General features: G+C 60.6%; 24 protein-coding genes. 7 read left to right on the top strand and 17 right to left on the bottom strand.

Going from position 1 to position 26,703, the window contains the following annotated elements; all coding sequences use genetic code 11:
• Positions 1 to 72: 72 nt before the first annotated feature.
• Positions 73 to 1,392, bottom strand: a complete 1,320-nt coding sequence (aceA, locus tag AC1DYR_RS02140; RefSeq protein WP_457280344.1) for an isocitrate lyase — start codon at positions 1,390 to 1,392, stop codon at positions 73 to 75.
• Positions 1,393 to 1,715: 323 nt separating this feature from the next.
• Positions 1,716 to 2,150, bottom strand: a complete 435-nt coding sequence (locus AC1DYR_RS02145) for a gamma-glutamylcyclotransferase family protein (protein ID WP_477669068.1) — start codon at positions 2,148 to 2,150, stop codon at positions 1,716 to 1,718.
• Positions 2,151 to 2,321: 171 nt separating this feature from the next.
• On the opposite strand from AC1DYR_RS02145, the gene AC1DYR_RS02150 reads away from it, so the two are divergent.
• Complete coding sequence (locus AC1DYR_RS02150; RefSeq protein ID WP_477703633.1) at positions 2,322 to 3,269, top strand: DMT family transporter; 948 nt, start codon at positions 2,322 to 2,324, stop codon at positions 3,267 to 3,269.
• Here the strand turns inward: AC1DYR_RS02150 and AC1DYR_RS02155 are convergent.
• From AC1DYR_RS02155 to AC1DYR_RS02170, 4 genes are all read right to left on the bottom strand, one after another.
• A complete protein-coding gene (locus AC1DYR_RS02155; protein ID WP_477704119.1) occupies positions 3,214 to 4,092 on the bottom strand; it encodes an ABC transporter permease in 879 nt (292 codons plus the stop codon). The genes AC1DYR_RS02150 and AC1DYR_RS02155 overlap by 56 nt on opposite strands.
• Before the next feature lie 13 nt (positions 4,093 to 4,105).
• A complete protein-coding gene (locus AC1DYR_RS02160) occupies positions 4,106 to 5,047 on the bottom strand; it encodes an ABC transporter permease (RefSeq protein ID WP_477703634.1) in 942 nt (313 codons plus the stop codon).
• 43 nt (positions 5,048 to 5,090) lie between these two features.
• A complete protein-coding gene (locus AC1DYR_RS02165; protein WP_457280340.1) occupies positions 5,091 to 6,194 on the bottom strand; it encodes an ABC transporter ATP-binding protein in 1,104 nt (367 codons plus the stop codon).
• A gap of 100 nt (positions 6,195 to 6,294) precedes the next feature.
• A complete protein-coding gene (locus AC1DYR_RS02170; protein WP_477703635.1) occupies positions 6,295 to 7,458 on the bottom strand; it encodes an extracellular solute-binding protein in 1,164 nt (387 codons plus the stop codon).
• A 245-nt stretch (positions 7,459 to 7,703) separates the two neighbouring features.
• Between AC1DYR_RS02170 and AC1DYR_RS02175 the strand changes: the two genes are divergently transcribed.
• A complete protein-coding gene (locus AC1DYR_RS02175) occupies positions 7,704 to 9,839 on the top strand; it encodes an acyl-CoA dehydrogenase (protein WP_477703636.1) in 2,136 nt (711 codons plus the stop codon).
• 9 nt (positions 9,840 to 9,848) lie between these two features.
• Here the strand turns inward: AC1DYR_RS02175 and AC1DYR_RS02180 are convergent, their stop codons facing one another.
• The 6 genes from AC1DYR_RS02180 to lgt all read right to left on the bottom strand — a co-directional run bounded on the left by AC1DYR_RS02180 (position 9,849) and on the right by lgt (position 16,622).
• Positions 9,849 to 11,402 (bottom strand): malonate--CoA ligase, encoded by a 1,554-nt coding sequence (locus tag AC1DYR_RS02180; RefSeq protein WP_477703637.1) that lies wholly within the window; start codon positions 11,400 to 11,402, stop codon positions 9,849 to 9,851.
• Positions 11,389 to 12,219: an enoyl-CoA hydratase/isomerase family protein gene (locus AC1DYR_RS02185; protein WP_477703638.1), complete on the bottom strand. Its 831-nt coding sequence runs from the start codon at positions 12,217 to 12,219 to the stop codon at positions 11,389 to 11,391. Before AC1DYR_RS02185 ends, AC1DYR_RS02180 begins: the two co-directional genes overlap by 14 nt.
• A 7-nt stretch (positions 12,220 to 12,226) precedes the next feature.
• The gene (locus AC1DYR_RS02190; protein WP_477703639.1) at positions 12,227 to 13,222 is read right to left on the bottom strand and encodes a Bug family tripartite tricarboxylate transporter substrate binding protein; all 996 of its coding nucleotides are present in this window, start codon (positions 13,220 to 13,222) and stop codon (positions 12,227 to 12,229) included.
• A 116-nt stretch (positions 13,223 to 13,338) separates the two neighbouring features.
• Complete coding sequence (locus tag AC1DYR_RS02195) at positions 13,339 to 14,820, bottom strand: malonyl-CoA decarboxylase domain-containing protein (protein WP_477703640.1); 1,482 nt, start codon at positions 14,818 to 14,820, stop codon at positions 13,339 to 13,341.
• On the bottom strand, positions 14,817 to 15,485 hold the full coding sequence (locus AC1DYR_RS02200) for a GntR family transcriptional regulator (RefSeq protein WP_477703641.1): 669 nt from the start codon (positions 15,483 to 15,485) through the stop codon (positions 14,817 to 14,819). The genes AC1DYR_RS02195 and AC1DYR_RS02200 overlap by 4 nt, the downstream gene beginning before the upstream one ends.
• 300 nt (positions 15,486 to 15,785) lie before the next feature.
• Positions 15,786 to 16,622: a prolipoprotein diacylglyceryl transferase gene (lgt, locus tag AC1DYR_RS02205; RefSeq protein WP_477703642.1), complete on the bottom strand. Its 837-nt coding sequence runs from the start codon at positions 16,620 to 16,622 to the stop codon at positions 15,786 to 15,788.
• Between the two features lie 92 nt (positions 16,623 to 16,714).
• Between lgt and AC1DYR_RS02210 the strand changes: the two genes are divergently transcribed.
• Together AC1DYR_RS02210 and AC1DYR_RS02215 are read left to right on the top strand one after the other, a co-directional pair.
• A complete protein-coding gene (locus AC1DYR_RS02210; protein WP_477703643.1) occupies positions 16,715 to 16,927 on the top strand; it encodes a DUF4124 domain-containing protein in 213 nt (70 codons plus the stop codon).
• Between the two features lie 14 nt (positions 16,928 to 16,941).
• Entirely contained in the window at positions 16,942 to 17,307 is a 366-nt protein-coding gene (locus tag AC1DYR_RS02215) for a hypothetical protein (RefSeq protein ID WP_477703644.1), read from the top strand.
• Here AC1DYR_RS02215 and AC1DYR_RS02220 read toward each other — a convergent pair.
• Positions 17,294 to 18,265 carry a LysR family transcriptional regulator gene (locus AC1DYR_RS02220; RefSeq protein WP_477703645.1) on the bottom strand — a complete coding sequence of 324 codons (972 nt, stop codon included), beginning with the start codon at positions 18,263 to 18,265 and terminating at the stop codon, positions 17,294 to 17,296. The two genes, AC1DYR_RS02215 and AC1DYR_RS02220, sit on opposite strands and share 14 nt — an antisense overlap.
• A gap of 134 nt (positions 18,266 to 18,399) precedes the next feature.
• Between AC1DYR_RS02220 and ilvD the strand changes: the two genes are divergently transcribed.
• A complete protein-coding gene (gene ilvD / locus AC1DYR_RS02225) occupies positions 18,400 to 20,100 on the top strand; it encodes a dihydroxy-acid dehydratase (protein ID WP_477703646.1) in 1,701 nt (566 codons plus the stop codon).
• Positions 20,101 to 20,228: 128 nt separating this feature from the next.
• Here ilvD and AC1DYR_RS02230 read toward each other — a convergent pair whose 3' ends face one another.
• A complete protein-coding gene (locus AC1DYR_RS02230) occupies positions 20,229 to 20,474 on the bottom strand; it encodes a TIGR04438 family Trp-rich protein (RefSeq protein ID WP_477703647.1) in 246 nt (81 codons plus the stop codon).
• A 123-nt stretch (positions 20,475 to 20,597) separates the two neighbouring features.
• Between AC1DYR_RS02230 and AC1DYR_RS02235 the strand changes: the two genes are divergently transcribed.
• Positions 20,598 to 20,912, top strand: coding sequence for a c-type cytochrome (locus tag AC1DYR_RS02235; RefSeq protein WP_457280326.1), 315 nt, complete (start codon positions 20,598 to 20,600; stop codon positions 20,910 to 20,912).
• A 187-nt stretch (positions 20,913 to 21,099) separates the two neighbouring features.
• Here AC1DYR_RS02235 and acs read toward each other — a convergent pair whose 3' ends face one another.
• A complete protein-coding gene (gene acs, locus AC1DYR_RS02240; RefSeq protein WP_457280325.1) occupies positions 21,100 to 23,097 on the bottom strand; it encodes an acetate--CoA ligase in 1,998 nt (665 codons plus the stop codon).
• 149 nt (positions 23,098 to 23,246) lie between these two features.
• Here acs and AC1DYR_RS02245 point away from each other — a divergent pair, with 149 nt between their 5' ends.
• Positions 23,247 to 23,861, top strand: a complete 615-nt coding sequence (locus AC1DYR_RS02245; RefSeq protein WP_477703648.1) for a YqhA family protein — start codon at positions 23,247 to 23,249, stop codon at positions 23,859 to 23,861.
• A 20-nt stretch (positions 23,862 to 23,881) separates the two neighbouring features.
• Here AC1DYR_RS02245 and nhaA read toward each other — a convergent pair whose 3' ends face one another.
• Complete coding sequence (gene nhaA, locus AC1DYR_RS02250) at positions 23,882 to 25,075, bottom strand: Na+/H+ antiporter NhaA (RefSeq protein ID WP_477703649.1); 1,194 nt, start codon at positions 25,073 to 25,075, stop codon at positions 23,882 to 23,884.
• A gap of 69 nt (positions 25,076 to 25,144) precedes the next feature.
• Entirely contained in the window at positions 25,145 to 26,479 is a 1,335-nt protein-coding gene (gene oxlT, locus AC1DYR_RS02255; RefSeq protein WP_477703650.1) for an oxalate/formate MFS antiporter, read from the bottom strand.
• Positions 26,480 to 26,703 lie beyond the last annotated feature (224 nt).

Consider the following 26,703-nt stretch of genomic DNA (forward strand, 5'->3'; position numbering starts at 1 on the left):
CTAGGTCCTGTCCGGGCTGAAAAGCTGCGCCTTAAGGGCGCGAGCGTCTGGGTAATCGTCGGTCAGGTGAGATCAGTGGAACTGCTCTTCTTCGGTAGAGCCGGTCAGCGCGGTCACGCTGGATTTGCCGCCCTGGATCGCGGTGGTCACTTCATCAAAGTAACCAGTGCCAACTTCCTGCTGGTGCGACACAAAGGTGTAGCCGCGGTCGCGTGCTGCGAATTCGGGCTCCTGCACCTTTTCGATGTAAGCCGTCATGCCGCGCTTGACGTAGTCTTGCGACAGGTCGTACATGTTGTACCACATGGAGTGAATACCGGCGAGCGTGATGAACTGGTACTTGTATCCCATGGCGCCGAGTTCGCGCTGGAACTTCGCGATGGTGGCATCGTCGAGGTTTTTCTTCCAGTTGAAAGACGGCGAGCAGTTGTAGGCCAGCATCTTGCCAGGGTGAACCTTGTGCACGGCGTCGGCAAATTTCTTCGCGAAGTCGAGGTCAGGCGTGCCGGTTTCACACCACACAAGGTCCGCGTAGTGGGCATAGGCGTTGGCACGGGCTACAGCCTGCTCCAGACCCTTGCGCGTCTTGTAGAAGCCTTCGGCCGTACGCTCGCCGGTCAGGAAAGGCTTGTCGATCTCGTCGTAGTCGGAAGTCAGCAAATCAGCGGCTTCGGCATCGGTGCGGGCAATCACCAGCGTGGGCACGCCGCAGACGTCGGCCGCCATACGCGCGGCGATCAGCTTCTGGCAGGACTCACGGGTGGGCAGCAATACCTTGCCGCCCATATGGCCGCACTTCTTGACGGAAGCCAATTGGTCTTCCCAGTGCACGCCACCTGCGCCAGACTTGATCATGGCCTTCATCAATTCGAAGGCATTCAAAACACCGCCGAAACCGGCTTCAGCATCCGCCACGATGGGTGCGAAGTAATCGATGTAGTCCTTGTCACCGGCATCAATGCCTTTGGAGTGCTGGATCTCGTCGGCACGGCGGAAGGTGTTGTTGATGGTTTCAACGACCTTTGGCACCGAGTCCACCGGGTACAGGGACTGGTCCGGGTACATGGCGGAGTAGCTGTTGTTGTCGGCAGCAACTTGCCAGCCCGACAGATAGATGGCTTTGACGCCGGCCTTGACCTGTTGCATGGCCTGGCCGCCGGTCAGGGCGCCGAGACAATTCACATAAGGCTCGTTGTGCAGGAGGTCCCACAATTTTTCAGCACCGCGGCGGGCCAGCGTGTGTTCGATCGGGAAGGATCCGCGCAGGCGCACCACGTCGGCGGCGCTATAGCCGCGCTTGATGCCTTTCCAGCGGGGGTTGGTGGCCCAGTCTTTTTCCAGAGCGGAAATTTGCTGGTCGCGGCTCAATTGTTCGGTCAGGGTTTGCGGCATGGTGGGCTCCGTAGGTTGAAATAAAGAAGTGGCGAATTCGATGGATCAACTTTAAGTCTTCTACAAGACCTTGTGAAGCTCTTATGTCTTATATAAGACAAAAATAAAATACAATAAAATCAACGATATTTATTAAATTTATCGTAATGCAAAAATCCGTCTCTCATATTGAGAAATAATTTTGCACCGCAGCATTTATTGATTCCACATTACGGAATCAATTTATTGAATGATGAAACGTGAAGGGCGACTTCCATCGGTGGTCGGACGCGCACATCAGCCCTGGCCTCCCTCCCAAGGGCCACAAGCCCTTTGCGAACGACTCAGCTGGCGCCGCCAGTTCGATGCAACACCCAATCGCCCAGCGTAATCACCGGTTTGCCGTGAATCCGTTCGGGAGCGATCTCATAGAGGAAACACACCAGTTCCCGCGCGCGCTCCGGTTGGCCAGGCCCGGATACCGGCTCAAGCTGCACCGCCACCTCGCGCTTGGTGTATTCACCGGTCTGCTGCGGCCAGACCTCCTCAATTTCATCCAGCACACGCTCCAGCTCGGGCGCCACGGCATACACCTCTCCCTGCACGGTGCCCGGGCCGGTTAGCGTCAGGCCAGGATAGCTGCCCAGGTGGTGCATCACGCCAGCCACGCTGGCACGCCCTATCCATCGAGGTGGCGGCTGCAAATGGTTGATGTCACGCTGCTCACCCTTGCGCAGGGTGCCGTAAACAAAAACATAACGGACAGGAGATTGAGGCATTGTTTGAGTGTCGTCGCCAGAGTCGTCACCGGATTGTGGGCTGTCCAGGCTGCGTGTAACCGGCAATGCCCCTCTGAAATTAAGGCATGATTTCAACCTCTGCCAGGCCGTTCCCGGCCGGTACAAACGCAGGCCCCCGCACTGGCCCGCACCACAGGAGCCTCCAGTTTAATGAACCGAATCGTGGCCTACGCCTGCCTGGCGCTCAGCATGTCGCTCGTTGGCAGCTACGTGGCGCTTTCCAAACCCCTCGTCATCGCCTTCCCCGTCTTTCTGCTGGCCTGGCTGCGCTTTGGCATCGGTGGCACCGCCATGCTGCATTGGCTGAAAAAACCGGCAGGCGAAGTCCCCATGAGCCGGCAAACCGGCCGACTGCTGTTCCTCGAATCCTTTCTGGGCAATTTCCTCTTTTCCATCTGCATGCTGTTCGGCGTGAGCATGACCAGCGCGGTTGCGGCCGGTGTGATCATGGCTTCCATTCCGGCAGCCGTTGCGCTGATGAGCTGGCTCTTCCTGCGGGAGCGCATCGGTGCGCGCGTATGGGGCGCTGTAGCCTGCGCGGTCATCGGCATTGGCCTTGTTTCGCTATCAAAAAATGAGCTGGTTGCGCCCGTCAGCATTGGCCCGGAGGCCGATTTGGCACACAGAAACGCCTGGTTGGGCAATTTGCTGCTGGTGGGTGCGGTTTTATGCGAGGCGGCCTACGCCGTGATCGGCAAGAAGCTGACCGGCGTACTCAGCCCCAAACGCATCACCGCACTGATCAACCTCTGGGGCTTTGCCCTCGTCACCCCTTTCGGCCTCTGGACGGCCTGGGGATTTGACTTTGGCAAGGTGGCGCCCTCCGCCTGGCTGCTGCTGCTGTTTTATTCGCTGGCAGCCAGCGTTTGGACGGTCTGGCTCTGGATGACCGGGCTCAGGAAAATTCCGGCGAATCAGGCTGGCGTTTTCACCGTATTGCTGCCGGTCAGCGCCGCAGCGGTCGGCGTCATTGTTTTGGGAGAAAAGCTCAATGGCACCCAGATCGGCGCTTTTGCCATCGCGCTGACCGGCGTCGTGCTGGCTACTTTGCCCGGGCGGGGTCCGGGAAAGCCTGTTCCGGTCGAGCCGCCGCACTGATTTCGCGGTCCAGCCGCTTTTGCCGGCGCATCACGGAGATGCTGTAGGCAATGATGCCCAACGACACCACCGTGATCAAAATCGTGGCCGCTGCGTAAATCGACGGGTTCACACCGCGGCGGGCATAACTGAAGATCACCTGCGGCAAGGTCGTCACGCCGGGCCCTGACAAAAATTCGGAGATCACCACGTCATCAAACGACAGCGTGAAGGTGAGCAGCCAGGCCGACACCAGCGCCGGTGCAATGCTGGGCAAGGTCACCAGAAAAAACACCTGCACGGGCCGGCAGCCCAGGTCCATGGCGGCCTCTTCAAGGGTACGGTCCATTTCACTGAGGCGTGACTGGATGACCACTGTGGCGTAGGCCATGCCCAGCAGCGTGTGCCCCGTCACGATGGTGATGAAGCCCCGGTCCGGCCAGCCGATGGTGCGTTGCACCGCCACCATCAGCAGCAGCAAGGCCAGGCCAATGATGACCTCGGGCATGACCAGGGGCGCGTTGACCAACCCATAGAACAGCGTACGCCCGGTAAAGCGCAAATAGCGCACCAGTACAAAGGCAGCAAAGCTGCCGAGCACCACCGACAGCGTGCCAGTGATCAGCGCCACCTTGAGCGACAGAAAAAAGCCTTCCACCAACCGCGAGTCCGACAACAGCGCCTCATACCAGCGCGTTGAAAAGCCGGTGAAAACACCGTCTTGCCGGGTGCTGTTGAATGAAAAGACGATGAGGAAAATCAGCGGGATATAGAGGAAAAGATACACCAGCCCCATCCAGATCCGGCCTACGTTGCCTTCTGCCAGGCGCAGGAAGGTTCTCATGGCTTCTTTCATCTCAGTGGCGTCCTTGCGCGTCACGGTCGCTGCTGGAGCGGTAATAAAAAGCCAGCGGTACCAGGATCAGAAGGATCATCACCACGGCCAGCGCGGATGCGCGCGGCCAGTTGTTGCTGCTGAACATCTCGTCCCACACGACGCGGCCGATCATGATATTTTCAGCGCCCCCCAGCAGCGACGGAATCACGAACTCGCCGACGCTGGGGATGAAAACCAGCATCGAACCGGCGATGATCCCGGACTTGCTGAGCGGAACAGTGATCAGCCAGAAAGCCTTCCAGGCGCTGGCGCCCAGATCGTGGGCAGCCTCCAGCAGACGAAAGTCCATCTTCACCAGGTTGGCGTAAAGCGGCAGGATCATGAAGGGGCAGTACACATAGGTCATACCCACCAGCATGGAAACGTCGGTGTAAAGCATCACCATCGGCTCCTGGATGATGCCCAGGGATAGCAGCAAGTTGTTAAGTACGCCCTGGTCGGCCAGGATGCCCTTCCACGCGTACACGCGCAGCAGGAAGGACGTCCAGAACGGCAGCATGACCAGCATCAGCAAGGCCGGCCGGATCGCCGGCCGCGACCGGGCAATGAAGTACGCAAACGGATAGCCAATCAACAGGCACGACAGCGTCGTCAGCACCGCGTACTTCAGCGAAGTCTTGTAGGCCTCCATGTAGATGGTGTTGCCGAAGCCGCCTGCGGAATCAGCCGCTTTGTCGATGAAGATGGACGCATAGTTGTTGTAGCGCAGCATGACGTGCCAGGAGCCCTGCACCGTCTCGATCAGCGGCGCAAAAGGATCCACGCCGTTGCCCATGTCCGTGACGCTGATCCGCAGCAGGATCATGAAAGGCAACACAAAGAACAGCAGCAGCCAGACATAAGGCACGCCGATCACGAAGCGCCGCCCCAGGTTGAGTTGAAGCCAGGAAGGGATTTTCATCGCGGTAGTGAGATAGGAGATAGCTTGGCGTCGCAGCAGCAGCTTATTGGGTCAGCACCACGGGCGCCGAATCGTCCCACCAGAAGAACACCGCGTCTTCCCAGGTGATCAGGGAGCTCTCGTGGCGCGTGGTGTTGGTCTCGGTGATCTTCACCCTGCGGCCGCCCGGCATTTCCACAATGAACGTGTTGTAGCTGCCGAAATAAGCAATCTCCCGCACCTTGCCAGTGAACAGGTTGACGTTCACTTCAGGGCGGGTCTTGGCAATGTGAATCTTCTCCGGCCGCACCGCGATGGCCACCGACATGCCTAGCGTTCCGCTAATGCCGTGGCCCACATTCACCACGCCCTGCTCCGTCGTGACTTCACAGCGGTCCGCCTCGTCCAGCGTGAGCTCACCTTCGAACATGTTGACGTTGCCGATGAAGTCGGCCACAAACCGGCAGTTGGGGTGCTCGTAAATTTCCTTCGGTGTGCCCACCTGCAGCACGCGCCCATGACTCATCACCGCGATGCGGGAGGCCATGGCCATGGCTTCCTCCTGGTCGTGCGTCACCATGACGCAGGTCACGCCCACGGATTCAAGAATGTTGACCAGCTCGAACTGCGTGCGTTCGCGCAGCTTTTTGTCGAGCGCGCCCAGCGGTTCATCCAGCAACAGCAGCTGCGGCCGCTTGGCCAGGCTGCGCGCCAGAGCCACGCGTTGCTGCTGTCCGCCCGAGAGCTGGTGTGGTTTGCGTTTGGCAAAGGTCTCCAGCTGGACCAGCTTGAGCATTTCCTGCACGCGAGCTTCGATTTCGCCCTTGGGCATGCCTTCGCGCTTGAGTCCGAAGGCAATGTTGTCCCACACCGTCAGATGGGGAAAGAGCGCGTACGACTGGAACATCATGTTGATGGGCCGTTCGTAGGGCGGAAATGACGCGATGTCCACACCGTCCAGGATCACCGAGCCTTCGGTCGGTTTTTCAAAACCCGCCAGCATGCGCAGCAAGGTCGACTTGCCGCAACCCGAGCTCCCGAGCAGCGCGAAGATTTCGCCCTTGTGAATCGACAGGGACACATCGTCCACCGCCGCCACGCCATCAAAGCGCTTGACCAGCTGCTCAGTCCGCAAAAATCCGTCACCGGCCGGGAGGGGTAGATTCATGAACAGGGGTTCTCACCAAGAAAAAAGCTGCGCACACAAAGCATTGCATGCGCAGCCGGGTTCACACTGAAATCAGCGCTTGCCAGAGATCAGTAAAACGTCACTTGCCTTTTTTGAAGGCAGTGAACACGTTGCTCATGGATTCACGCGCTTCGTTGCTGAAGCTGGCCGGAGACACCATTTTTTTCAGGTTGTCCGCATCGGGGAATACCGCCTTGTCCTTGGCGATCTCGGGCTTGACGTTGGCCAGGCTGGCCTTGTTGGCGGTGGCGTAACCCAGCTCGTTGGTCAAAGATGCAGATACCTCGGGACGCAGCGAATAGTTGATGAAAGCCAGCGCGTTGTTCGGGTGCTTGGCATCCTTCGGAATGGCCAGCGTGTCAAAGAAGATCAGGCCGCCGGTGCTCGGCAACAGGGCCTCGACGTCATTGCCGCTCTTGTTTTCAAGGGCGCGGGCACGGGCGATGTTGATGTCGCCGGCCCAGGCCAGTGCCACGCAGGCCTTGCCGCCGGCCAGGTCGTCAATCATGGTGCTGGAGAACATGCGGATGTGCGGACGCACCTTGGCAAGCATTGCGGCCGCAGCCTTGTGGTCGGCCGGGTCGTTCGAATAGGCGTTTTTGCCCAGGTAATGCATGGCTGGCGGCAGCACTTCGGTTGGCGAGTCGAGGTAGGCAATACCGCAGGACTTGAGCTTGGCGGTGTAGACCGGGTTGAACACCAGGTCCCAGGCGTTCTCAGGCATGGGGGTGGAGCCCAGAGCCTTGGTCACTTTGGCTTTGTTGATGCCGACCGTGGTGAAGCTCCAGGCCCAGGGGACGAGGTAGGCGTTGCCCGGGTCGATGGTGCCCAGCTTTTCCATGATGGCGGGGTCAAGGTTTCCGTAGTTGGCGACCTTGGACTTGTCGAGCTTGGCAAGCAGGCCGCCGTCGATTTGCGGCTTGGCGAATACGGCGCCGGGCACCACGATGTCGTAGCCGGTGTTGCCCGCGACCAGCTTGGCGTGCAGGGCTTCGTTGTTCTCAAAGGTCTGGTAATTGACCTTGATACCGGTTTCTTTCTCGAAGTTGGCGATCATGTCCTTGGCGACATAGTCGGGCCAGTTGTAGACATTGAGCACTTTTTCTTCGGCGGAGGCAGCGGCCGGTGCGCTTGCAGCGGGAGCCGGAGTGGCCGCGACGGGCGCCTCCTCTTTTTTGCCGCAACCGGCAAGCACTGCCAGCAGGATGGTTGAAAACGCCAGATACCCAAGATGCTTTTTCATAATGTCCGCAACTCCTCTTAAAACTTGGAAGTGAAACCAGGAAACTCAAGCAAAAATCAGACCGGAGCAATTGTATAAGAGGGCTAGAGCCGCGGGAACTTTTTCTCCCCGCGGGCTTGCCTCCACAGTAGCCCGGCATCTGGGCCAATTCGCCTACAGCCAGACACGCCCAGGGACGGCTGCCCAAATGGCCTGCGCTGCATACGCTAGGGGCAATTCCCTTACGTTCAGCTCAGGAGAAACCCATGGGACTTACCCAGTGGTTAGGCCAGACCGCCATGAAGCCCTTCGCCCGTGCACTGCCCGTCATGGGCGACACCGAGCGGGCAGCACTGGAGGCGGGCACGGTCGGGTTCGAAGGCCGGCTGTTTTCGGGAACGCCCCATTTTGATGCCCTGCTGGCTACCGGACCCAATGTACTGAGCGCCAAAGAGCAGGCCTTCCTGGACAACGAGGTCACGGCATTGTGCGCACTGCTGGACGATTTCGCCATCGACCAGGCCGGCGACCTGCCAGCCGAGGTGTGGGCTTTCATGCGCGGCAGGCGCTTCTTCGGAATGATCATCCCCGAGGAATGGGGTGGCCTCGGCTTCAGCCACTACGCCCATGCCACGGTAGTGGCGCGCATCGCCACGCTCAACATTTCAGCCGCGGTCACCGTCATGGTGCCCAACTCCCTGGGCCCGGCCGAGTTGCTGCTGCGCTACGGCACCACCGAGCAAAAGCAGCACTACCTGCCGCGCCTGGCCGACGGCCGCGACCTGCCCTGCTTCGGGCTGACCTCGCCCTATGCGGGCTCCGACGCCGCGTCCATCCCAGACCGCGGCGTTGTCACCGCGCGCAAGATCGACGGCGTGATGGTGCGCGGCTTCAGTGTGAATTTCTCCAAGCGTTACATCACGCTGGCGCCCGTCGCCACCGTGGTGGGCCTGGCCTTCAACGCGGTGGACGAAACCCTGCCCGAAGGCCAGCGCAACCTGGGTATCACCTGCGCGCTGATTCCGGTGCCGCAGCCCGGCATGCAAATCGGCAGGCGCCATCGGCCGATGGACGCCGCCTTCATGAATGGCCCCATCGAAGGCCGGGAAGTCTTCATCCCCATGGACTGGATCATCGGCGGCGAGCAGCAGGTCGGCCAGGGGTGGCGCATGCTGATGGAATGCCTGGCGGCGGGGCGAGCCATTTCCTTGCCGGCGCTTGGCTCGGCCATGCAGCAAACTGCGCTCTTCGTGGCCAACGGTTACGGCCAGGTGCGGGAGCAATTCGGGCTGCCTATTGGCCGCTTCGACGCGATCGCCGGCGTGATTGCGGAGATGGCCTGCGAGCTGTATGCAACCGACGCGGCACGCCGCTACACCGCTGCCGTGCTCGACAAAGGAGAGCAGCCCAGCGTGGCCAGCGCCATCCTGAAAGTGCACCTGACCGAGGCCGGCCGGCGCGCCGTCAACCGCGGCATGGACATCCTGGGCGGCAAGGGGATCATCCAGGGGCCATCCAACCTGCTGTCGGTGGCTTACCGCGGCGCACCTATTGCCATCACCGTGGAAGGCGCCAACATCCTGACCCGCTCGCTGATCATTTTTGGGCAAGGCGCGGTGCGCTGCCACCCCTACGTGATGAAGGAAATGCAGGCCGTGCAGGGCAACGATGCGCAGGCGCTGGGGAAAGCGCTGATCGGCCATGGCGGACACATGCTGCGTAACTTCTGGCACAGCATCGCCGGTGCACCCCTGCGAGGCTCGCCTCCCGCGGGTCTGGAAAAAGAAGCCCGACTGATCGCCCGCCTGAGCAGCCAGTACGCACTGACCTGCGATCTGGCCATGGGCCTCCTGGGCGGCAAACTCAAGCGCATGGAGCTGCTGTCGGCCCGGCTGGGCGATGTGCTGGCCCACCTCTACATGGCCAGCGCCTGCCTTTGGCGTTATGCCTTCGAAAAGGATGCGGACATGCTGCCGGTGGCGCGCGCCGCCATCCGCGTGCAGCTCGACGAAGCTGGCGATGCGCTGGAAGCGCTCTACGCCAACTTTCCTTCGCCCCTCAGGCGTGTAGTAGGTGCGATGGTGCTGAACCGCAGCACGCGCCTGGCACCGCTACGCGATGTTCAGTTGCTGGAGCTGGCCAAACTCCTGCGCACCAGCCCCGCTGTCGTCAAGCGCCTGTGCCCTGACCTGGCCACACCGACCAGCGGCGGGCTGCGCGACCTGATGGATGCGCTGGATCTGGCAACGCAGCTCGGCGAAGAAACCGTGGCGCTGAACAAGGCCGTGCGCAGCAATCAGTCCATGGAACGCGCCGCGAAAGCCTCAAGCCGCCCGGACCTGGCGTTGGCTTATTTGCGCGCCGCCGACAAGGTGATCCAGGTCGACGACTTTGCGCCTTAGAACCTGTTCTTAAGCCGCGGCCCGGGTAAACAACCCCTTGTACTGCTCACGCAGCAAATTCTTCTGTACCTTGCCCATGGTGTTGCGCGGCAATTCGCTGACCACAAAGCAGTGCTTGGGAATCTTGAAGTTGGCCAGCTTCGATTTCAGTTCGCCCACAATCCTGCTGCCCTCGAGCACGACGCCCGGCTTGGCGATCACGACGGCCACGCCGACCTCGCCAAAATCCGGGTGCGGCACACCGACCAGCGCGCTTTCAGCCACGCCAGGCATGTCGTTGATATAGCCTTCGATTTCGGCGGGATAGACGTTGTAGCCGCCGCTGATGATGAGGTCCTTGCTGCGGCCCACAATGACGATGTAGCCGCTCTCGTCGATCTTGCCCACGTCGCCGGTCTTGAAGTAGCCGTCTGCGGTGAACTCTTCTTTTGTCTTCTCCGGCATGCGCCAATAGCCCTTGAAAATATTCGGGCCCTTGACCTGGATGCCGCCGATCTCACCGGCCGGCAATGACTCGCCGCCCTCGTCCTGCACACGCAGGCTGACACCCGGCAGCGCAAAGCCCACCGTACCACCGCGCCGCTCGGCACCCTCGTAAGGGTTGGACGTGAGCATCACGGTTTCCGACATGCCGTAGCGCTCCAGAATGGTGTGGCCGGTGCGCTCTTTCCACTCGTTGAAGGTCTCGATCAGCAAAGGCGCCGACCCCGCCACAAAGAGCCGCATGTTCCGGCAGGCCTCGCGCGTCAGCCCGACCTCGGCCAGAAGGCGCACATACAGTGTGGGAACGCCCATGAACACCGTGGCTTCGGGCAGTTTTTTCACCACCAGCTTGGGGTCGAATTTGGCCAGCCAGATCATCTTGCTGCCGTTGATCAGTGCCCCATGAATGGCTACAAAAAGGCCGTGCACATGAAAAATCGGCAGGGCATGGATCAGCACATCGCCACGGCCTTCGGGCCCTCCGGTAGCCGTCCAGCCCCAGGCATCTTTGAGCACGAGCGCATTGCTCAGCATGTTTCCGTGGGAAAGCATGGCGCCCTTGCTGCGGCCCGTGGTACCGCTGGTGTAGAGGATGGCGGCCAGGTCGTCCGCCTGCCGCGCCACCACTTCATGCTGGTCGCTGCAATGCGCCGCGCGATCCAGCAGCGAGCCTGTGCGGTCATCGTCCAGTGTGAACACGTTCTGCGTGCCGGCCTTGAAGGCGATCTTGCTGACCCAGCCAAAATTCTTGCTGCTGCAAACCATGACGGAAGGTTCGGCGTTACCGACGAAGTATTCAATCTCAGCGCTTTGGTAGGCAGTATTGAGCGGCAAAAACACATAACCGGCGCGCAGCGTCGCCAGGTAAAGCATCATGGCTTCCACCGACTTCTCGACCTGCACCGCCACCCTGGCCCCTTCAGGTAACCCCAGCGAAGCCAGCAGGTTGGCCATCATCGCAGTGCTGCGTTCGAGGTCGCGCCACGAATAGCAAAGGCCGTTGTCGGTTTCGACGGCGACTTCATTGAGCGAAGAAGGAAACGCGGCTCGAAGCGCTGCAAACAGGTTATGGTTTTTCATGGGTCAGGCTGGCTATGGTTGGAATGTCGGCCGCCCGGCGATCAAACCGGGGCAGGCGTTTTTCAGTGAAAGCGGCAATACCTTCCCGGTGCTCGGCAGAAGGTGCATAACGGTAGGCTTTTGCTATCAAATCAGTAGCTGGTTGCGCTGATCCAGTGGGCGCCAGAGCCCTGAATGCCTGTTTATTCAGGCGCGCGGCGCCGGGGGCAAGGGCGCAGGTGCGATCCACACAAGCCACGACCAGGGCCTCGACGTCATGGCCTGGCGCAACCTGGTTGAGAAAGCCGCGCTGCTTCATCTCGGCGGCCCCCACAACGGCGGCCGAAAGCAGCATCTCCCTAGCGGTCAGCTCTCCGGCGGCGCGCATCACCAGCGCAGCCTCGCGCGGTGCCATCGGGAAGCCGAGCTTCGCGATGGGTGCACCAAACTTTGCCGTATCGCCGGCAATGCGGATATCGCAGCAGCTGGCGATCTCAACGCCGGCGCCCATACAGTTGCCTTCGATCTGCGCGACGATGGGGACGTCGCAGTCCAGCATCGCCTGCAAGCCGCCCCATACATCGTCTTCATGAAACTCGCGCAGACTGCTCTCGTCAAACCGGAAGCCCGCATACTCGGAAATATCGCCGCCCGCGCAGAAGTGACCGCCCTCACCCCGCACCCGCACGCAGCGCAAGGCCGCGGTCTGCTGGATGCTCTCAAACACCGCGCGCAGCTCGCGCCACATGGCGCGAGACATCGCATTGAGTTTGCCGGGATGGGACAGGGTCACGAAGGCAAGCGGGCCCTTCACCTCCAGTAAAACGGCACCGGTCATCAACGGATCATTCGAGTTTGGCGCCGGAGGCTTTCACCACGGCTGACCAGCGTTTGACCTCGCTACTCACGAACGCGCCGAATTGCTGCGGCGTGAGATTGCCGAAGTCCGCGCCGTTGTTGGCCCAGATGGCTTTGAGCTCGTCGGTGGTGGCGGCTTTGCGCAGATCTTCAACGATGCGCGCCTGCACGTCTGCCGGCGTGCCCTTGGGCGCCCACATGCCGTACCAGGTGGTCACGGTGTAGTTGGGCAGGCCGAGTTCGCCGGCACAAGGCACATCCGGGAAAGCCGGGTTGCGTTTCGCGCCCGACACCATGAGCGCCTTGATCCGGCCGCCCTTGATATGGTTGGCGGAAGAACCCAGGCCGTCAAACATCATGTCGACATTGCCGGAAATCAAATCCTGCAGGGCCGGGCCCGCGCCGCGGTAGGGAATGTGGGTGATGAAGGTCTTGGTCTGCTGCTTGAACAACTCCCCGGCCAGGTGGTGCGAAGTGCCCGCGCCGGCCGAGCCGTAGTTGTACTTGCCCGGCGCCTTGCGCACAGCTTCAAGGTAGGCCTTGAAGTCGGCGAACGGCAAGTTGCGGGGGTTGACCACCAGCACCTGCGGCACGTTGGCCATCAGGGCCAGTGGCACAAAATCTTTCTCGATGTCGTAGTCCAGCTTGGGATACATCGAGGGCGCGATGGTGTGGTGCACTGCGCCCATGAAGAGCGTATAGCCGTCGGGCTGGGCCCTGGCAGCGATACTGGCCCCCAGCGTGCCGCCGGCGCCGCCGCGGTTGTCGATGATGAGCTGCTTGCCGGTCAGCTTCGCGAACTGGGCGGACAGGGGGCGGGCGAACGCGTCGGTGCCGCCACCGGCTGGAAACGGCACGATCATCGTCACCGGCTTGGTAGGCCAGGCTGACTGGGCATAGCTGCCGAGGGAAATTGTTGCGGCGCCAGCCGCAGCAGCACGCAGGATACCGCGCCGGGAATAAGCGTGAAAGTTGAATGTCATGTGTGTCTCCTGTCGTTGTTGAAGTCTGAAAGTAAAGGCAAAGGAAGCCAGGGAAAGACGGATAGATTCAGGCTTTTCGGTCGGCACCACCGCCGGATGCAATGCTAAGTACGCGTTCAAATGTACAAATCTTCAATGCTGCCTGATACGGGGATTTTCCCCTGTGCAAGCAATGCACGGTGCCGGTCCAGGCGCTTGAGGTCATAGAGGTAATTCACCATCAGGCCGTAGGATTGCCTGAGCCCTTTGGGCGTCGGGTCGCCCGCCCAGTTGATGCGTTCCACGCGCGCCCCGTTGCCCAGATGAAAGCGTGCCACCGGGTCCAGCGGCTTGCCCTCTTCCAGGGCTCGGCCCAGGTAATGGGCGGCGCAGTACAGCAGCATCTTTCGCACCGGCGACTTTTCACCGAGGGCCAGTGGGTTTTCTGCGGCGGTCAGCAGGTGCCCCGCAGTGGGCGGCTCAAACCCCACCGCCCGGCCCAAGGCGGCAAGCTCCTTGTCTCCCAGCGTTTCCAGCATGGCAGCCGCGTTCCCGCCCAGCCAGCTGCGAAACCCCGGAATCGGCGAAAGAGTGGCAAAGGTCTTTAGCTTGGGAAACTCCTCTTTCAGGGTCTCCACCACGCGCTTGATCAGTGAATCGCCAAAGCTCACGCCGCGCAGGCCAGCCTGCGTATTGCTGATGGAATAAAAAATCGCAGTGGTCGCACGGCTCAGATCCGAGGGCGCAGCCAGCTCATCGAGCAAAGGCATGATGTCGCCTGCAATCGTCTCGACCATCGCGACCTCGACAAAAATCAACGGCACCTCTGGAAGACGCGGGTGGAAGAAGCCATAGCAGCGACGGTCACTGTCAAGCCGGTTTTTGACGTCGGCCCATCCCTTGATGTCATGGACCGCTTCGTACTTGATCAGCTTTTCGATCAGTGATGCCGGTGAATCCCACGTGATGCGGCGCAGGTCGAGGAAACCGACATCGAACCATGTCGAGAACATGTATTCCATTTCGACATCCAGGGCCAGCAAGCGCTTGTCGGCCTTGAGGCTGGGCTGCATGTCGGCACGCATCTCGACCAGGAACTGGATGCCGCCCGGATAGACGCTGAAGCGTTGCAGCAGACGCCGGCGCGGCGAGACTGTGGCACGGCGGTAACGCACCTCGGCCACGGCCTCTTCGGGTGTGCCCACGGCAGCCGCAAACTGCGCCTGCGCAGCCTTGACCTTCTGCGGATTGGCGACGAACTGCTCACTCATCAGCATCCACAGGTCGCGGCGGCGAGCCGGGGTGGCGCCCTGGTACCAGGCCGCAATGGCCATGGCACGCCGGCCGCCTTCCACCTCACTCACACGTGGGTCGATGATGGCCTGCAGCTCCTGTAAGGTGCGGCGAAGTACGCGCGGCGACAGCGCTTCATCTTTGTGGCTCAAAGTTGCCTGAAGCCTCTCGTGCGTGCTTCGCGCAGGCAGCTCGACGCTCGTTGCTATCTTTTTTGTAGCTGCTTGCGCACGGTCTGCTTGCCCTGCGGCCGTTTTTTCTGTAAGCCCTTTCTCGCCTGCCGTGAGCCGCGAAACATTGCGGCTGAGCCAGTCTGCGGCGCTCATGAGGCCACCCTGGAGCGCTGGCTGCGGGAAAGGTCACGCAGCGCTTCGCGCTGGCGCGTCAGGTGGGTGCGCATGGCGGCTTCGGCACCTTCGCTGTCACGGCTTTTGAGGGCCGCAAACACCGTCATGTGCTCGGACAGGCTTTGCGCCAGCCGGCCCGGCGCGTGCAACTGCTGGAGCCGGGCAAGCTTCAATATTTTTCGCAGGTCCGCAATCGCCTGCGCGAGCCAGCGGTTATTGGCCAGCAGGATGATGGCCTCGTGAATGGCGAAATTGGTCGCGTAATAGTCATTGATCCGGCCGGCTTTGGCGTGGCTGTTAAGCCGCTCATGCAGGGTAGTGAGCGCAGCCAGATCGGCGTCAGTGGCATTGCGTGCCGCTTCGTAGGCGCAGCGCCCCTCCAGCAAGGCGATGACCGGGAAGATGTCGTCCAGGTCTTGCTCTGTCACCTCGTTGACAAAGCAACCCCGTCGGGGTTCGTGGCGCAGCAGCCCTTCCGAGGTCAGTACCTTGAGCGCCTCGCGCAGCGGCGTGCGGGAGATTTCCAGCCGTTCGCACAGCGCCACCTCGTCCAGGAAACTCCCGGGCGCCAGCTGGCCCGCAAAAATCTGCTCGCGCAGGGTATTGGCGACCTCCTGATGCAATGAACTCTGGACCAGACGCATGACAGACCCCTTTTGACCGGCTGAAGCAACGAACCCAATACCCGAGACATCCACCGAACCCGGCAACTGCGATGGCCCGGTACGTCCCGAAAAATCCACCTGTTTCCATACAACTACCCCAGCAGTGCCTGGAGTTTTCGGAATTTCGGCGGTAATTTCAAGTAATTACACATAATTATGAAAGCTAAAAAGCAGTCAGGCAAGTGACCTGTGCCCGAAAACGACAGGGAAAAACCCCTAGCGTCCCGAAGCGAGAGGATCAGGACGTCAAGTAGTCTTGACACCCCGAGCCATCGCCACTCAATAGCTGCCTGCGATGGATTTTCGGGGTTGCCCCTGCCGGGAAGCCCACACCCAGAGCCCTACACCCGCTGCGATCATGGGCACGCAAAGCCATTGGCCCATGCTCATGCCCAGGGCGAGGATGCCCAGGAAGTCGTCGGGCTCACGGAAAAACTCGGCGATGAAACGAAATACGCCGTAGCCGAGCAGGAAGGCCCCTGAGACCTGCCCCACCTTACGCGGCTTGCGCGCGTACAGCCAGAGCAGCACGAACAGCAACAAGCCCTCCATCAGGAATTGATAGATTTGTGAGGGGTGACGCGGCTGCATGGCGCCGCTGCCCGGAAATACCATGCCCCAGGGCAAAGCAGGATCGCTGAAGCGCCCCCAGAGTTCGCCGTTAATGAAGTTGCCGACACGCCCCGCCGCCAACCCTGTTGGAACACAAGGCGCCACAAAATCCATCACCTGCAGCCACGGCCGCTGGCGCGAGCGCGCAAACCACCACTGCGAGGCCAAGACACCCAGCATCCCGCCGTGAAAGCTCATGCCGCCCTGCCACACAAAAAAGATCTCAAGCGGATGCGACAGGTAGTAACCGGGTTTGTAAAAAAGGCAGTAGCCGAGCCGCCCCCCGATCACCACCCCCATGACGCCCAGGAACAGGATGTCTTCAATGTCCCTGCGCGACCAGGCGCCGGGGCCAGTGATGGACGCATAGGGCTCGTGGCGAAGGCGCCGCGTGGCCAGGAAGAAGAAGAGGCCAAAAGCCGCCAGATATGTCAGGCCATACCAATGGATGGCCAAGGGGCCCAACTGCAGGGCAACCGGGTTGATTTGCGGATGAATAAGCATGGGCCGTATTTTTGCATGCGGGGCTCGTAGGAGGGGGCTTACAGCGAGTCCGCCCGATTAAACTGGGAGCACCGCCGTACGTGGATCACACCATGCGTCATTTATCCCGTTTTACCGTTGCTTCAGGCTTGGGTTTGTTGTGCATACAACCCGCTGCGGCACACGTCTACCAATGCCTTGATTCAGCCGGCAAAAAGGTGTTTTCACCAACGCCCTGTGCGACCAGCGGCGGTGGCAATGAAAAGCTCATTGTCCGCGCACCGCCCCTGCCGCGGCACCAGCATCAATTGACGGCACGCCTATAACAGGCGTGCCCGGCGTGCTTTATGGCAATGGAAGAGCCGCCGCGGCACCCAAGGATTGGGCGGCGGAAAACGCTGCGGCGAATGCGCGGACAGCTGCTGCTGACCGATCCAGCGGCGGATCGCGCGAGGCCACGCCCTCGGCACTGGGCGGCCTGCGCAAAGGCGGTACCCAAACCCAGGCGCAGGCCTCCGACAAACAGATCATTGCCAATTGCGAAGCCAACCACGGCGCCCGCTGCAGCAGTGCCGGCGAAATAGCCCGACGAAGAATGGAGCAGCGCGAACTCACCGCAGCGGAAAAGCAGCAGCAGCAAAACGCGGTGGCGGCGCGCCGGCAACGCGAACGGGAAGAAGCCCTTGAGCGGTCTATGCGCCGATAAAGGCGATAAAGCGGGCAAGCGCCGGGTTGGCGCTGGCCCGCGGCCAGACCAGACTGGTCTCACAACCAGGCACCACGGCCGAAGCGCCCCGCACACCGCTACGCCTGGACGGTCTGCCAGCAGGCAGGCTGCGATACACCACGCCAGGGCGCTGAAACTGCCGCACGCTCTCGGGAACCCAGGCCACGCCGAGCCCGGCGGATACCAGGTTCACGATGGTCTGCATCTGGATGGCTTCCTGGGCAACCTGCGGCAATTGCCCTGCGGCGTGATACATCGCAAAAATCGCGTCATAGAGTGACGGAACGATTCGCCGCGGAAAGATCACTAAAGGCTCGCCCAGCAGATCAGCGAGCGCAAGCGTAGCCTTGCTTGCCAGCAAGTGCTGCCCGGGTAGCGCCACCACCAACGGGTCCTGGCTGATGCGCCGGCAGGCCAGGCCTGGCGGCGCGAAACCGGGGGAGTGCAGCATGAAGCCCGCGTCGATCTCTCCGCGCTCAAAAGCCTGCAGCTGCACGTCGCCGGTCGCCTCTATCAATTCCAGCTGCACCTTGGGGTATTGTTCGCGAAAGGCCAGCACCCAACGCGGCAACAACTCAAAACCGACCGTAGACACAAAAGCCAGCCGCAAGCGCCCGGCCTCGCCGTCCGCGCTGGCGCGCGCATATGCTGGAAGAGCCAGCGCACGTGTCAACAGGTCACGCGCTTCGGGCACCAGGGCAGCACCTGCCGTGGTGAGCTGCACGCTGCGCTTGGTGCGGTCGAACAATCTGAGGCCCAAATGCGCCTCCAGCTGCGCAATGGCCTGCGTGAGCGGCGGCTGGGTCATGTTGAGGCTTTTGGCAGCGTGGCCGAAGTGAAGCTCCTCGGCCACTGCCAGAAACTGACGCCACAGGCGAAGCTCGATCAAGGGCGGTTTATGGGAAGCGATGCGCGCGGTGCCGAGAATATCTTTCATATGCCATACATATTAATAGATGATTAATAATGGATTGGAAAGAATCAGTCAAAGCACGCATACTCTGTTTCTCCCGATGCATGCCCAAGGTCAAACGCGGGCAAGCCACAGTAGCCAACACCACGAGACACCCCATGGAAACCAAAACCGTCAACATCGTTGCCAACCCACGCAGCAGGAACATCACCGAGGGTAAATCGCGCGCGCCCAACCGCTCCATGTACTACGCCATGGGCTACGAGGCCGACGATTTCAAGAAACCCATGATCGGCGTGGCCAATGGGCACAGCACGATCACGCCCTGCAACAGCGGCCTGCAAAAACTGGCCGACGCGGCAATTGCCGGCATCGAGGAAGCTGGCGGCAATGCGCAGGTATTCGGCACACCCACGATTTCCGACGGCATGGCCATGGGCACCGAGGGCATGAAGTACTCCCTCGTGAGCCGCGAAGTGATCTCCGACTGCATCGAGACCTGCGTGCAGGGCCAGTGGATGGACGGCGTGCTGGTGGTTGGTGGCTGCGACAAGAACATGCCCGGTGGTCTGATGGGCATGCTCCGCGCCAACGTGCCGGCGATCTACGTCTATGGCGGCACCATCCTGCCGGGCACCTACAAGGGCAAAGACCTCAACATCGTCAGCGTCTTTGAAGCCGTGGGCGAAAACGCCGCCGGGCGCATGAGCGACGAAGACCTGCTGCAAATCGAGCGCCGCGCCATTCCGGGCACCGGCAGCTGCGGCGGCATGTACACGGCCAACACCATGTCCAGCGCTTTCGAGGCCCTGGGCATCTCACTGCCCTACTCCAGCACCATGGCCAATCCGCACGACGAGAAAATGAACTCGGCCAAAGAGTCGGCCAAGGTTCTGGTTGAAGCGATCAAGAAAGACATCAAGCCGCGCGACATCGTCACCAAGAAGGCGATTGAAAACGCGGTCGCCGTGATCATGGCAACCGGCGGCTCCACCAACGCTGTGCTGCACTTCCTGGCCATCGCCCACACGGCCGGCGTCGAGTGGTCGATTGATGATTTCGAGCGCGTGCGCCAGCGTACGCCAGTACTGTGCGATTTGAAGCCCTCCGGCAAATACCTCGCCGTGGATCTGCACCGCGCCGGCGGTATTCCACAGGTCATGAAAACACTGCTGGCCGCCGGCCTGCTGCATGGCGATTGCCTGACGATCTCCGGTGAGACCATCGCCGAGACGCTCAAGGATGTGCCTGAAGTTCCGCGCGCAGACCAGGACGTGATCCGCCCCATCGACAAACCCATGTACGCCCAGGGCCATCTGGCTATCCTGAAGGGCAATCTCTCACCCGAAGGCTGCGTGGCCAAGATCACCGGCCTGAAAAATCCCGTTATGACCGGCCCGGCCAGGGTGTTTGATGACGAACAATCGGCGCTTGCCGCCATCCTGGCCGGCAAGATCAAGGCCGGCGACGTGATGGTGCTGCGTTACCTCGGCCCCAAGGGAGGCCCCGGCATGCCTGAAATGCTGGCCCCCACCGGCGCGCTGATCGGTGCCGGCCTGGGTGAGAGTGTGGGCCTGATCACCGACGGCCGCTTCTCAGGCGGCACCTGGGGCATGGTGGTGGGCCACGTGGCGCCTGAAGCTGCGGCAGGCGGCAATATCGCCTTCATTAACGAAGGCGATTCGATCACCATCGATTCGAAGCAACTCCTGTTGCAGCTTAATATCAGTGACGTCGAATTGGGTAAACGCAAGGTCGGCTGGAAAGCCCCCGCGCCACGCTATACCCGCGGCGTCCAAGCCAAGTTCGCTTTCAATGCATCAAGTGCCAGCAAGGGTGCAGTGCTGGACGACTATTGATTTGATCCACTGACACGCAAAGAGCCCGTGAAGTTACAGATTTCACGGGCTCTTTGCTTTGAGACCAGCTGCCAGTTGCAAAAACCGGGTAAATTGACTGGCGTATCAGCAGGTTGTGCGGTATCGGGCTATTTCTTTTTCTTCGCCGAAAGCATACCCATGGCGTCGCGCTGTTTGTCAATGCGGTCTTGCTTGCGTTTATCCATCTTGTCCACTTCCCTGCGCTTGGTATAGCCGGTTGCATCCGCCCACCACCACCAGAGGGCTGCAAGCACGAATGGAGAAAGCACAATCCACCAGCTTAATGTGGCAACGGGCCCGATTTCGAGATACTTCAGTGCCAAAGCAACAATTCCAACCAATAGAAAAAACATCTGTAACTCCTCTGAATGTGTGGTGGTCTGGCCGGGTCAACCCTTGAAACCCGGTCAACCGGCACCACTACAATGACGTTAATTGACTGTAACCGAATCCACAACTCCCCACGAGGACAATCCATGAAACGCATTCTTTCGGTCATCGCTTCCATGGCTGCAGTTTTTGCAGTATCAACCCCTGCACTGGCGGATCTGCAACTGGCAACCGCGAAAAACTGCATGGCGTGTCATGCAGTTGACAAGAAACTGGTTGGCCCCTCCTACAAGGATGTCGCAGCCAAATATGCAGGGCAAAAAGACGCAGCCGACAAGCTGGCCGCCAAAGTCATCAAGGGCGGTTCAGGCGTCTGGGGCCCGGTGCCTATGCCAGCCAACGCCCAGGTAAGCCCAGACGAAGCCAAAAAGCTGGTTGCCTGGATCCTGACCCAGAAATAACCGAGGGCTTCTGGCCCATAAAAAAGCCCGTCAATGACGGGCTTTTTTTATGCGGCTTCAAAATCACGGCTTTTCAGACAACTGATCGAGAATGGCAGGGTTTTGTGGCCACGTCACATCGCTTCGCGATATGAATGTCCCCCAACCCTGCCCCAGCTTCGCTGACGCGGCTACGCCACGTTCTCGATCACTGCTTTTCAGACAGCTGATCGAGAATGGCAGGGTTTTCAAGCGTCGATGTGTCCTGGGTGATGGTCTCGCCCTTGGCGATGCCGCGCAGCAGGCGGCGCATGATCTTGCCGCTTCGGGTCTTGGGCAGGTTGTCGCCAAATCGGATGTCCTTGGGCTTGGCGATCGGGCCGATTTCTTTGCCCACCCAGTCGCGCAGCTCCTTGGCAATCGCCTTGGCTTCTTCACCCGTCGGGCGTGAACGCTTGAGCACCACAAAGGCCACAATGGCCTCGCCCGTCAAGTCATCGGGCCGCCCCACCACGGCGGCCTCGGCCACCAGCGTAGAGTGCGCTACCAGCGCCGATTCGATTTCCATGGTGCCCATGCGATGGCCCGACACATTCAGCACGTCATCGATGCGGCCGGTGATGCGAAAATAGCCGTTATCGACATTGCGCACTGCCCCGTCGCCGGCCAGGTAAATCGTGCCGCCCATTTCTTCGGGGAAGTAGCTTTTCTTGAAGCGGTCCGGATCGTTCCAGATCGTGCGGATCATGGAGGGCCAGGGCCGCTTGACGACCAGCATGCCGCCCGCGCCATTGGGGAGATCTTTGCCGGTTTCATCGACTATGGCGGTCATGATGCCGGGCAGTGGCAGCGTGCAGCTGCCGGGCACCAGCGGCGTGGCGCCGGGCAGCGGCGTGATCATGTGGCCACCGGTTTCGGTTTGCCAGAAGGTGTCGACGATGGGGCAGCGCTCGCCACCCACGTTCTTGTAGTACCACATCCAGGCCTCCGGGTTGATCGGCTCGCCAACAGAGCCCAGGATGCGCAGGCTGCTCAAGTCGGAGCGGGCCGGATGCACCTTCTCGTCAGCCTCGGCGGCCTTGATCAATGAACGGATGGCCGTAGGTGCCGTGTAGAAAATCGTGACCTTGTGTTTTTCGATCATCTGCCAGAAGCGGCCCGCATTCGGGAAGGTCGGTATTCCTTCAAAGATGATCTGCGTTGCGCCGGCAGCCAGCGGGCCGTAGGCCACGTAGGTGTGGCCGGTGATCCAGCCGATGTCGGCGGTGCACCAGAACACGTCGGCGGGCTGGATGTCGAAGGTCCAGTCCATGGTGAGTTTGGCCCAGAGCAGGTAGCCACCGGTGCTGTGCTGCACGCCCTTGGGCTTGCCGGTCGAGCCCGAGGTGTAAAGGATGAAAAGCGGGTGCTCTGCGCCGACGAACTCGGGCTCACACACCGGTGCCGCCTTGGCGGTGATCTCGTGCATCAGACTGTCGCGGCCAGCCACCATGTTGCAGGCGGTGGCCGTACGTTGGTAGACGATCACGTTTTTGATCGACTCGCAGCCGCCCATGGCGATGCCTTCATCGACGATGGCCTTGAGTGGCAACTCCTTGCCGCCGCGCAACTGGTAGTTGGCGGTGATGACGGCCACGGCGCCGGCGTCCTGAATGCGCTCCTGGAGGCTCTTGGCCGAAAAGCCGCCGAAAACCACCGAATGCGTGGCGCCTATGCGCGCGCAGGCCTGCATGGCCACCACACCTTCGACCGTCATTGGCATGTAGATGATGACGCGGTCGCCTTTTTTGATGCCGGCGCCTTTCAGCGCGCTCGCAAACTGACTGACCCTGGCATGCAATTCTTTGTAAGTGACGTTGGTGACTTTGCCGTCGTCGCTTTCAAAGATGATGGCTTTTTTGTTTTCGACCGGTGTGCCCAGATGGCGGTCCAGACAGTTGTAGGAAGCGTTAAGTTCACCATCGGCAAACCACTTGTAGAACGGAGCATTGGACTCATCCAGTGTCTGGGTGAATGGCTTCTTCCAGCTCAGGTTTTCGCGCGCCAGGCGAGCCCAAAACCCTTCAAAGTCCTTCTCGGCTTCTGTGCACAGCGCCTGGTAAGCCGGCATACCCGAAATACGCGCGGCCTTTACAGTGGCCGGTGTCGGCGGAAAGATGCGATTTTCAACCAGGGTGGATTCGATCGCGGATGAAGGGGCGCTCATTGGTTTTGTCTCCTGTTTGTCACTGAATGCGTGGTACTGTCTTCTGCCGCACTTACAAGCCACTGACTGGCTTGAACCTTACAACTTCTGCAATTGAAGGGGTATCTACCCTCCCCCTACAATGCCGCAAACCCCCAGCTTACGCCATCATGACTGAACCCACTCAATCCCCTGCCCCTGCCAAAATCTCACCCCTGCGCCCGCTGCCCAACCTGATTTTCGCCAGCCGCTGGCTGCAACTGCCGCTTTACCTCGGCCTCATCGCCGCGCAGGCCGTCTACGTGGTGCACTTTCTAGTGGAACTGTGGCACCTGATTGAAGCCGCATTCGGGAGCCAGACCGCGTTGCAGGCACTAATCACCAGCATAGGCTACAAGACCGCCATACCCGTCGTGTCGCTCAACGAAACGGTCATCATGCTGGTGGTGTTGGCGCTGATCGACGTGGTGATGATCTCCAACCTCTTGATCATGGTGATCGTGGGTGGCTACGAAACCTTTGTGAGCCGCATGAACCTGGAAGGCCACCGCGACCAGCCCGAATGGCTGAGCCACGTGAACGCCTCGGTATTGAAGGTCAAGCTGGCCACGGCCATCATCGGTATCAGCTCCATCCACCTGCTGAAGACATTCATCAACGCCGACAACTACACCGACAAGGTCCTGATCGCGCAAACGGTGATCCACATCACCTTCCTGCTGTCGGCCATTGCGATCGCCTACACCGACAAGATCATGTCGGGCATCGCCGCGCAAAAGCACTGACCGCGTCACGCCAGGCGGTCTTAGCCCGGTGCTTTTTCGGCGGCGCTGGTGCGCAGCAGCATCAGTGCACCCAGCACCCCAGACAGCAGTGAGCCGCACAGCACACCCAGCTTGAGCTGTGTCTCGTACGCCGCATCCTGGCCGGCAAACGCGAGCGCACCGATGAAAAGGCTCATGGTGAACCCCACGCCGCAGAGCAGGCAAACGCCAAAAAACTGACTCCAGCCGGCCCCGGCAGGCAGGCGCGCGCCGGCAAAACGGATCAGCAGCCAGGAAGCGCCAAACACACCGATCGCCTTGCCAAACAGCAGGCCCGCGGTGATGCCCAAGGGAACACTCTGAAGAAGTGTTGCTGGCGTCACACCCTGTAGCGATACACCCGCATTCGCGAAAGCAAACATCGGCAACACCGCAAATGCCACCCAGGGGTGCAGCGCATGCTCTGCTGCCTTCAAAGGCGAGCCGCCCTTCCCGTCTGACAGCGGGATCGCCAGCGCGGTCACGACGCCTGCGAGCGTCGCATGGATGCCGGACTTGTAAACGAAGAGCCAGATCACCAACCCCACCGCCACATAGGGTCCTATGGCCATCACTCGCATACGGTTAAATGCCAGCAAGACCAAACCGCCAATGCCGGCGGCCATCAATGCCGTTACCGACAAGCCCTCTGTATAGAAAAACGCAATGATCAGGATGGCGCCGAGGTCGTCAATGATGGCGACAGCCGTCAAAAACACCTTGAGCGATGCCGGCACACGGCTGCCCAGCAGCGCCAGGATGCCCAGCGCAAAGGCGATGTCGGTGGCCGCCGGAATCGCCCAGCCGCGCATGGCGACAGGGTCGCCTGCATTGATCGCCATGTAGATGAGCGTCGGCGCCACCATGCCCCCCAGCGCGGCGCCTGCCGGCAAAAGCGCCTGGGCACGCGAAGCCAGCTCGCCTTCGATCAGCTCGCGCTTGATTTCCAGCCCCACCAGAAAGAAGAACACCGCCATCCACAGGTCATTGACCCAGTGCAGCAGCGACTTCGAAAGCACCAGCAAATCACCACCGACACGCAATTCGCCGGGCAGTTGCACAAACCGGTTGTAAGCCTCACCCCATGGCGAATTGCTCAACACCAGCGCAGCCACAGCGGCCAGCGCCAGCACCACGCCCGAAAGCGATTGCGAATTGATGAACTGGTTGAGGGTGCGGTGGACAAACTTCAGCATGCCCTATTGTCCCAGACCCGCAGGATGGCGGCCCATCGCACTGCAGGCTCCAGGCCGCAATCCTGCTCTCTATTGCGCGGACTGAGGAAGAGGACCGAAGCTGGCAGCCTTGTCGGAAGCAGCTGCAGGCAGCACGGCCTTTTCCATCTCGGCACGCCGCATCGGGCGCAGCACATACCAAGCCATCAGCGCCGCAATCGCATTCATGACGCTGCCAACGATAAAGACGGCGTGCCAGTTGCCGGTCATTGCGGTCAGCACGCTGGACAGCGGAACCAGCAGCGACGCAGTGCCCTTGGCGGTGTACAGCAGGCCGGCGTTGGAGGCCGCGTACTTGGAGCCAAACGTATCGGCGCAGGTCGAAGGAAAGAGGCTGTAGATCTCGCCCCAAGCGAAGAACACCATGCCCGTGAGTACCACGAAGGCAACCGGGTTATGGCCAAACTGGTAGAGAGCCAGGATGCCCACCGACTCGATGCCAAAGGCGATCAGCATCGTCTTTTCACGACCGATCTGGTCCGACACCCAACCAAAGAACGGACGGGTGAGCCCGTTGAGCACGCGGTCAATGGCCAGGGCAAATGTGAGCGCCGGCAGTGCCAGGCCCATGATGCTGACGGGCACTTCGCCGACGTTGAAATCCTTGGCGATAGGTCCGAGCTGGGCCGTTGCCATCAGCCCGCCGGCCGCCACCATCACGAACATGACGTACATCACCCAGAACACCGGTGAACGCAGGACCTCGGACGGTGTGTAGTCGCGCCGGCTCTGCTGCACATTGATCGTGGAGATCGAGCCGCTCCTGGCCAGGTTCGCCGGTGCCCGCGTCAGCAGGAACGACACGACAAATACGATCACGCCCTGAATGATTCCGAAATACAGGAAGGCAGACTGATAGCCACTGCCCTTGATCATGGCCGAGATCGGAAGAATGGTGAGCGCGGAGCCCGCACCGAAGCCCGCGGCTGTCAGGCCCGCAGCCAGGCCGCGGCGATCCGGAAACCACTTTAAGGCGTTGCCGACGCAAGTGCCGTACACCGCGCCCGCGCCAATGCCGCTGATCGCAGCAGCGATGTAGAGCAACATCAGCGAATCGGCGAAAGAGTTGATCACCCAACCGATGCCGCAAAGAATGCCGCCGACCATGACCACCGGACGTGGCCCGAAGCGGTCAACCAGGTAGCCTTCAATCGGCACGAGCCATGTTTCAGTCAACACAAAAATCGTGAAGGCCACCTGAATGGCGGCTTTGCTCCAGCCGTACTTGTCGGCAATGGGATTCACAAAAAGGGTCCAACCATATTGCAGGTTGGCAATCATCGCCATGCAGACGATGCCCAAGAGAAGTTGTATCCAGCGATGGGCGCTGGATGGCGCGCGGGTTGCCGTATTGGCGTATGTCATTGATGTCTCCTGTCGCTTTTATGCCGTGGAAATTGCAATTGCAATCGTTGATGCTGTTGTTGTGAGCGGATTGTGAGAGCGGACATTTATGAGCCCATTGACCGCGATCAAGTTTGAAAAAAACTTTACACATCGCTCAAAAAAACGAAAGCGGATTGAAAGAATCGCGCTATGCCAAACCCCGGCCACTGCGATGGATTTGATTTACAGGATGGGGAGTGCGT

Source organism: Polaromonas sp. P1_F9 (assembly GCF_056405615.1).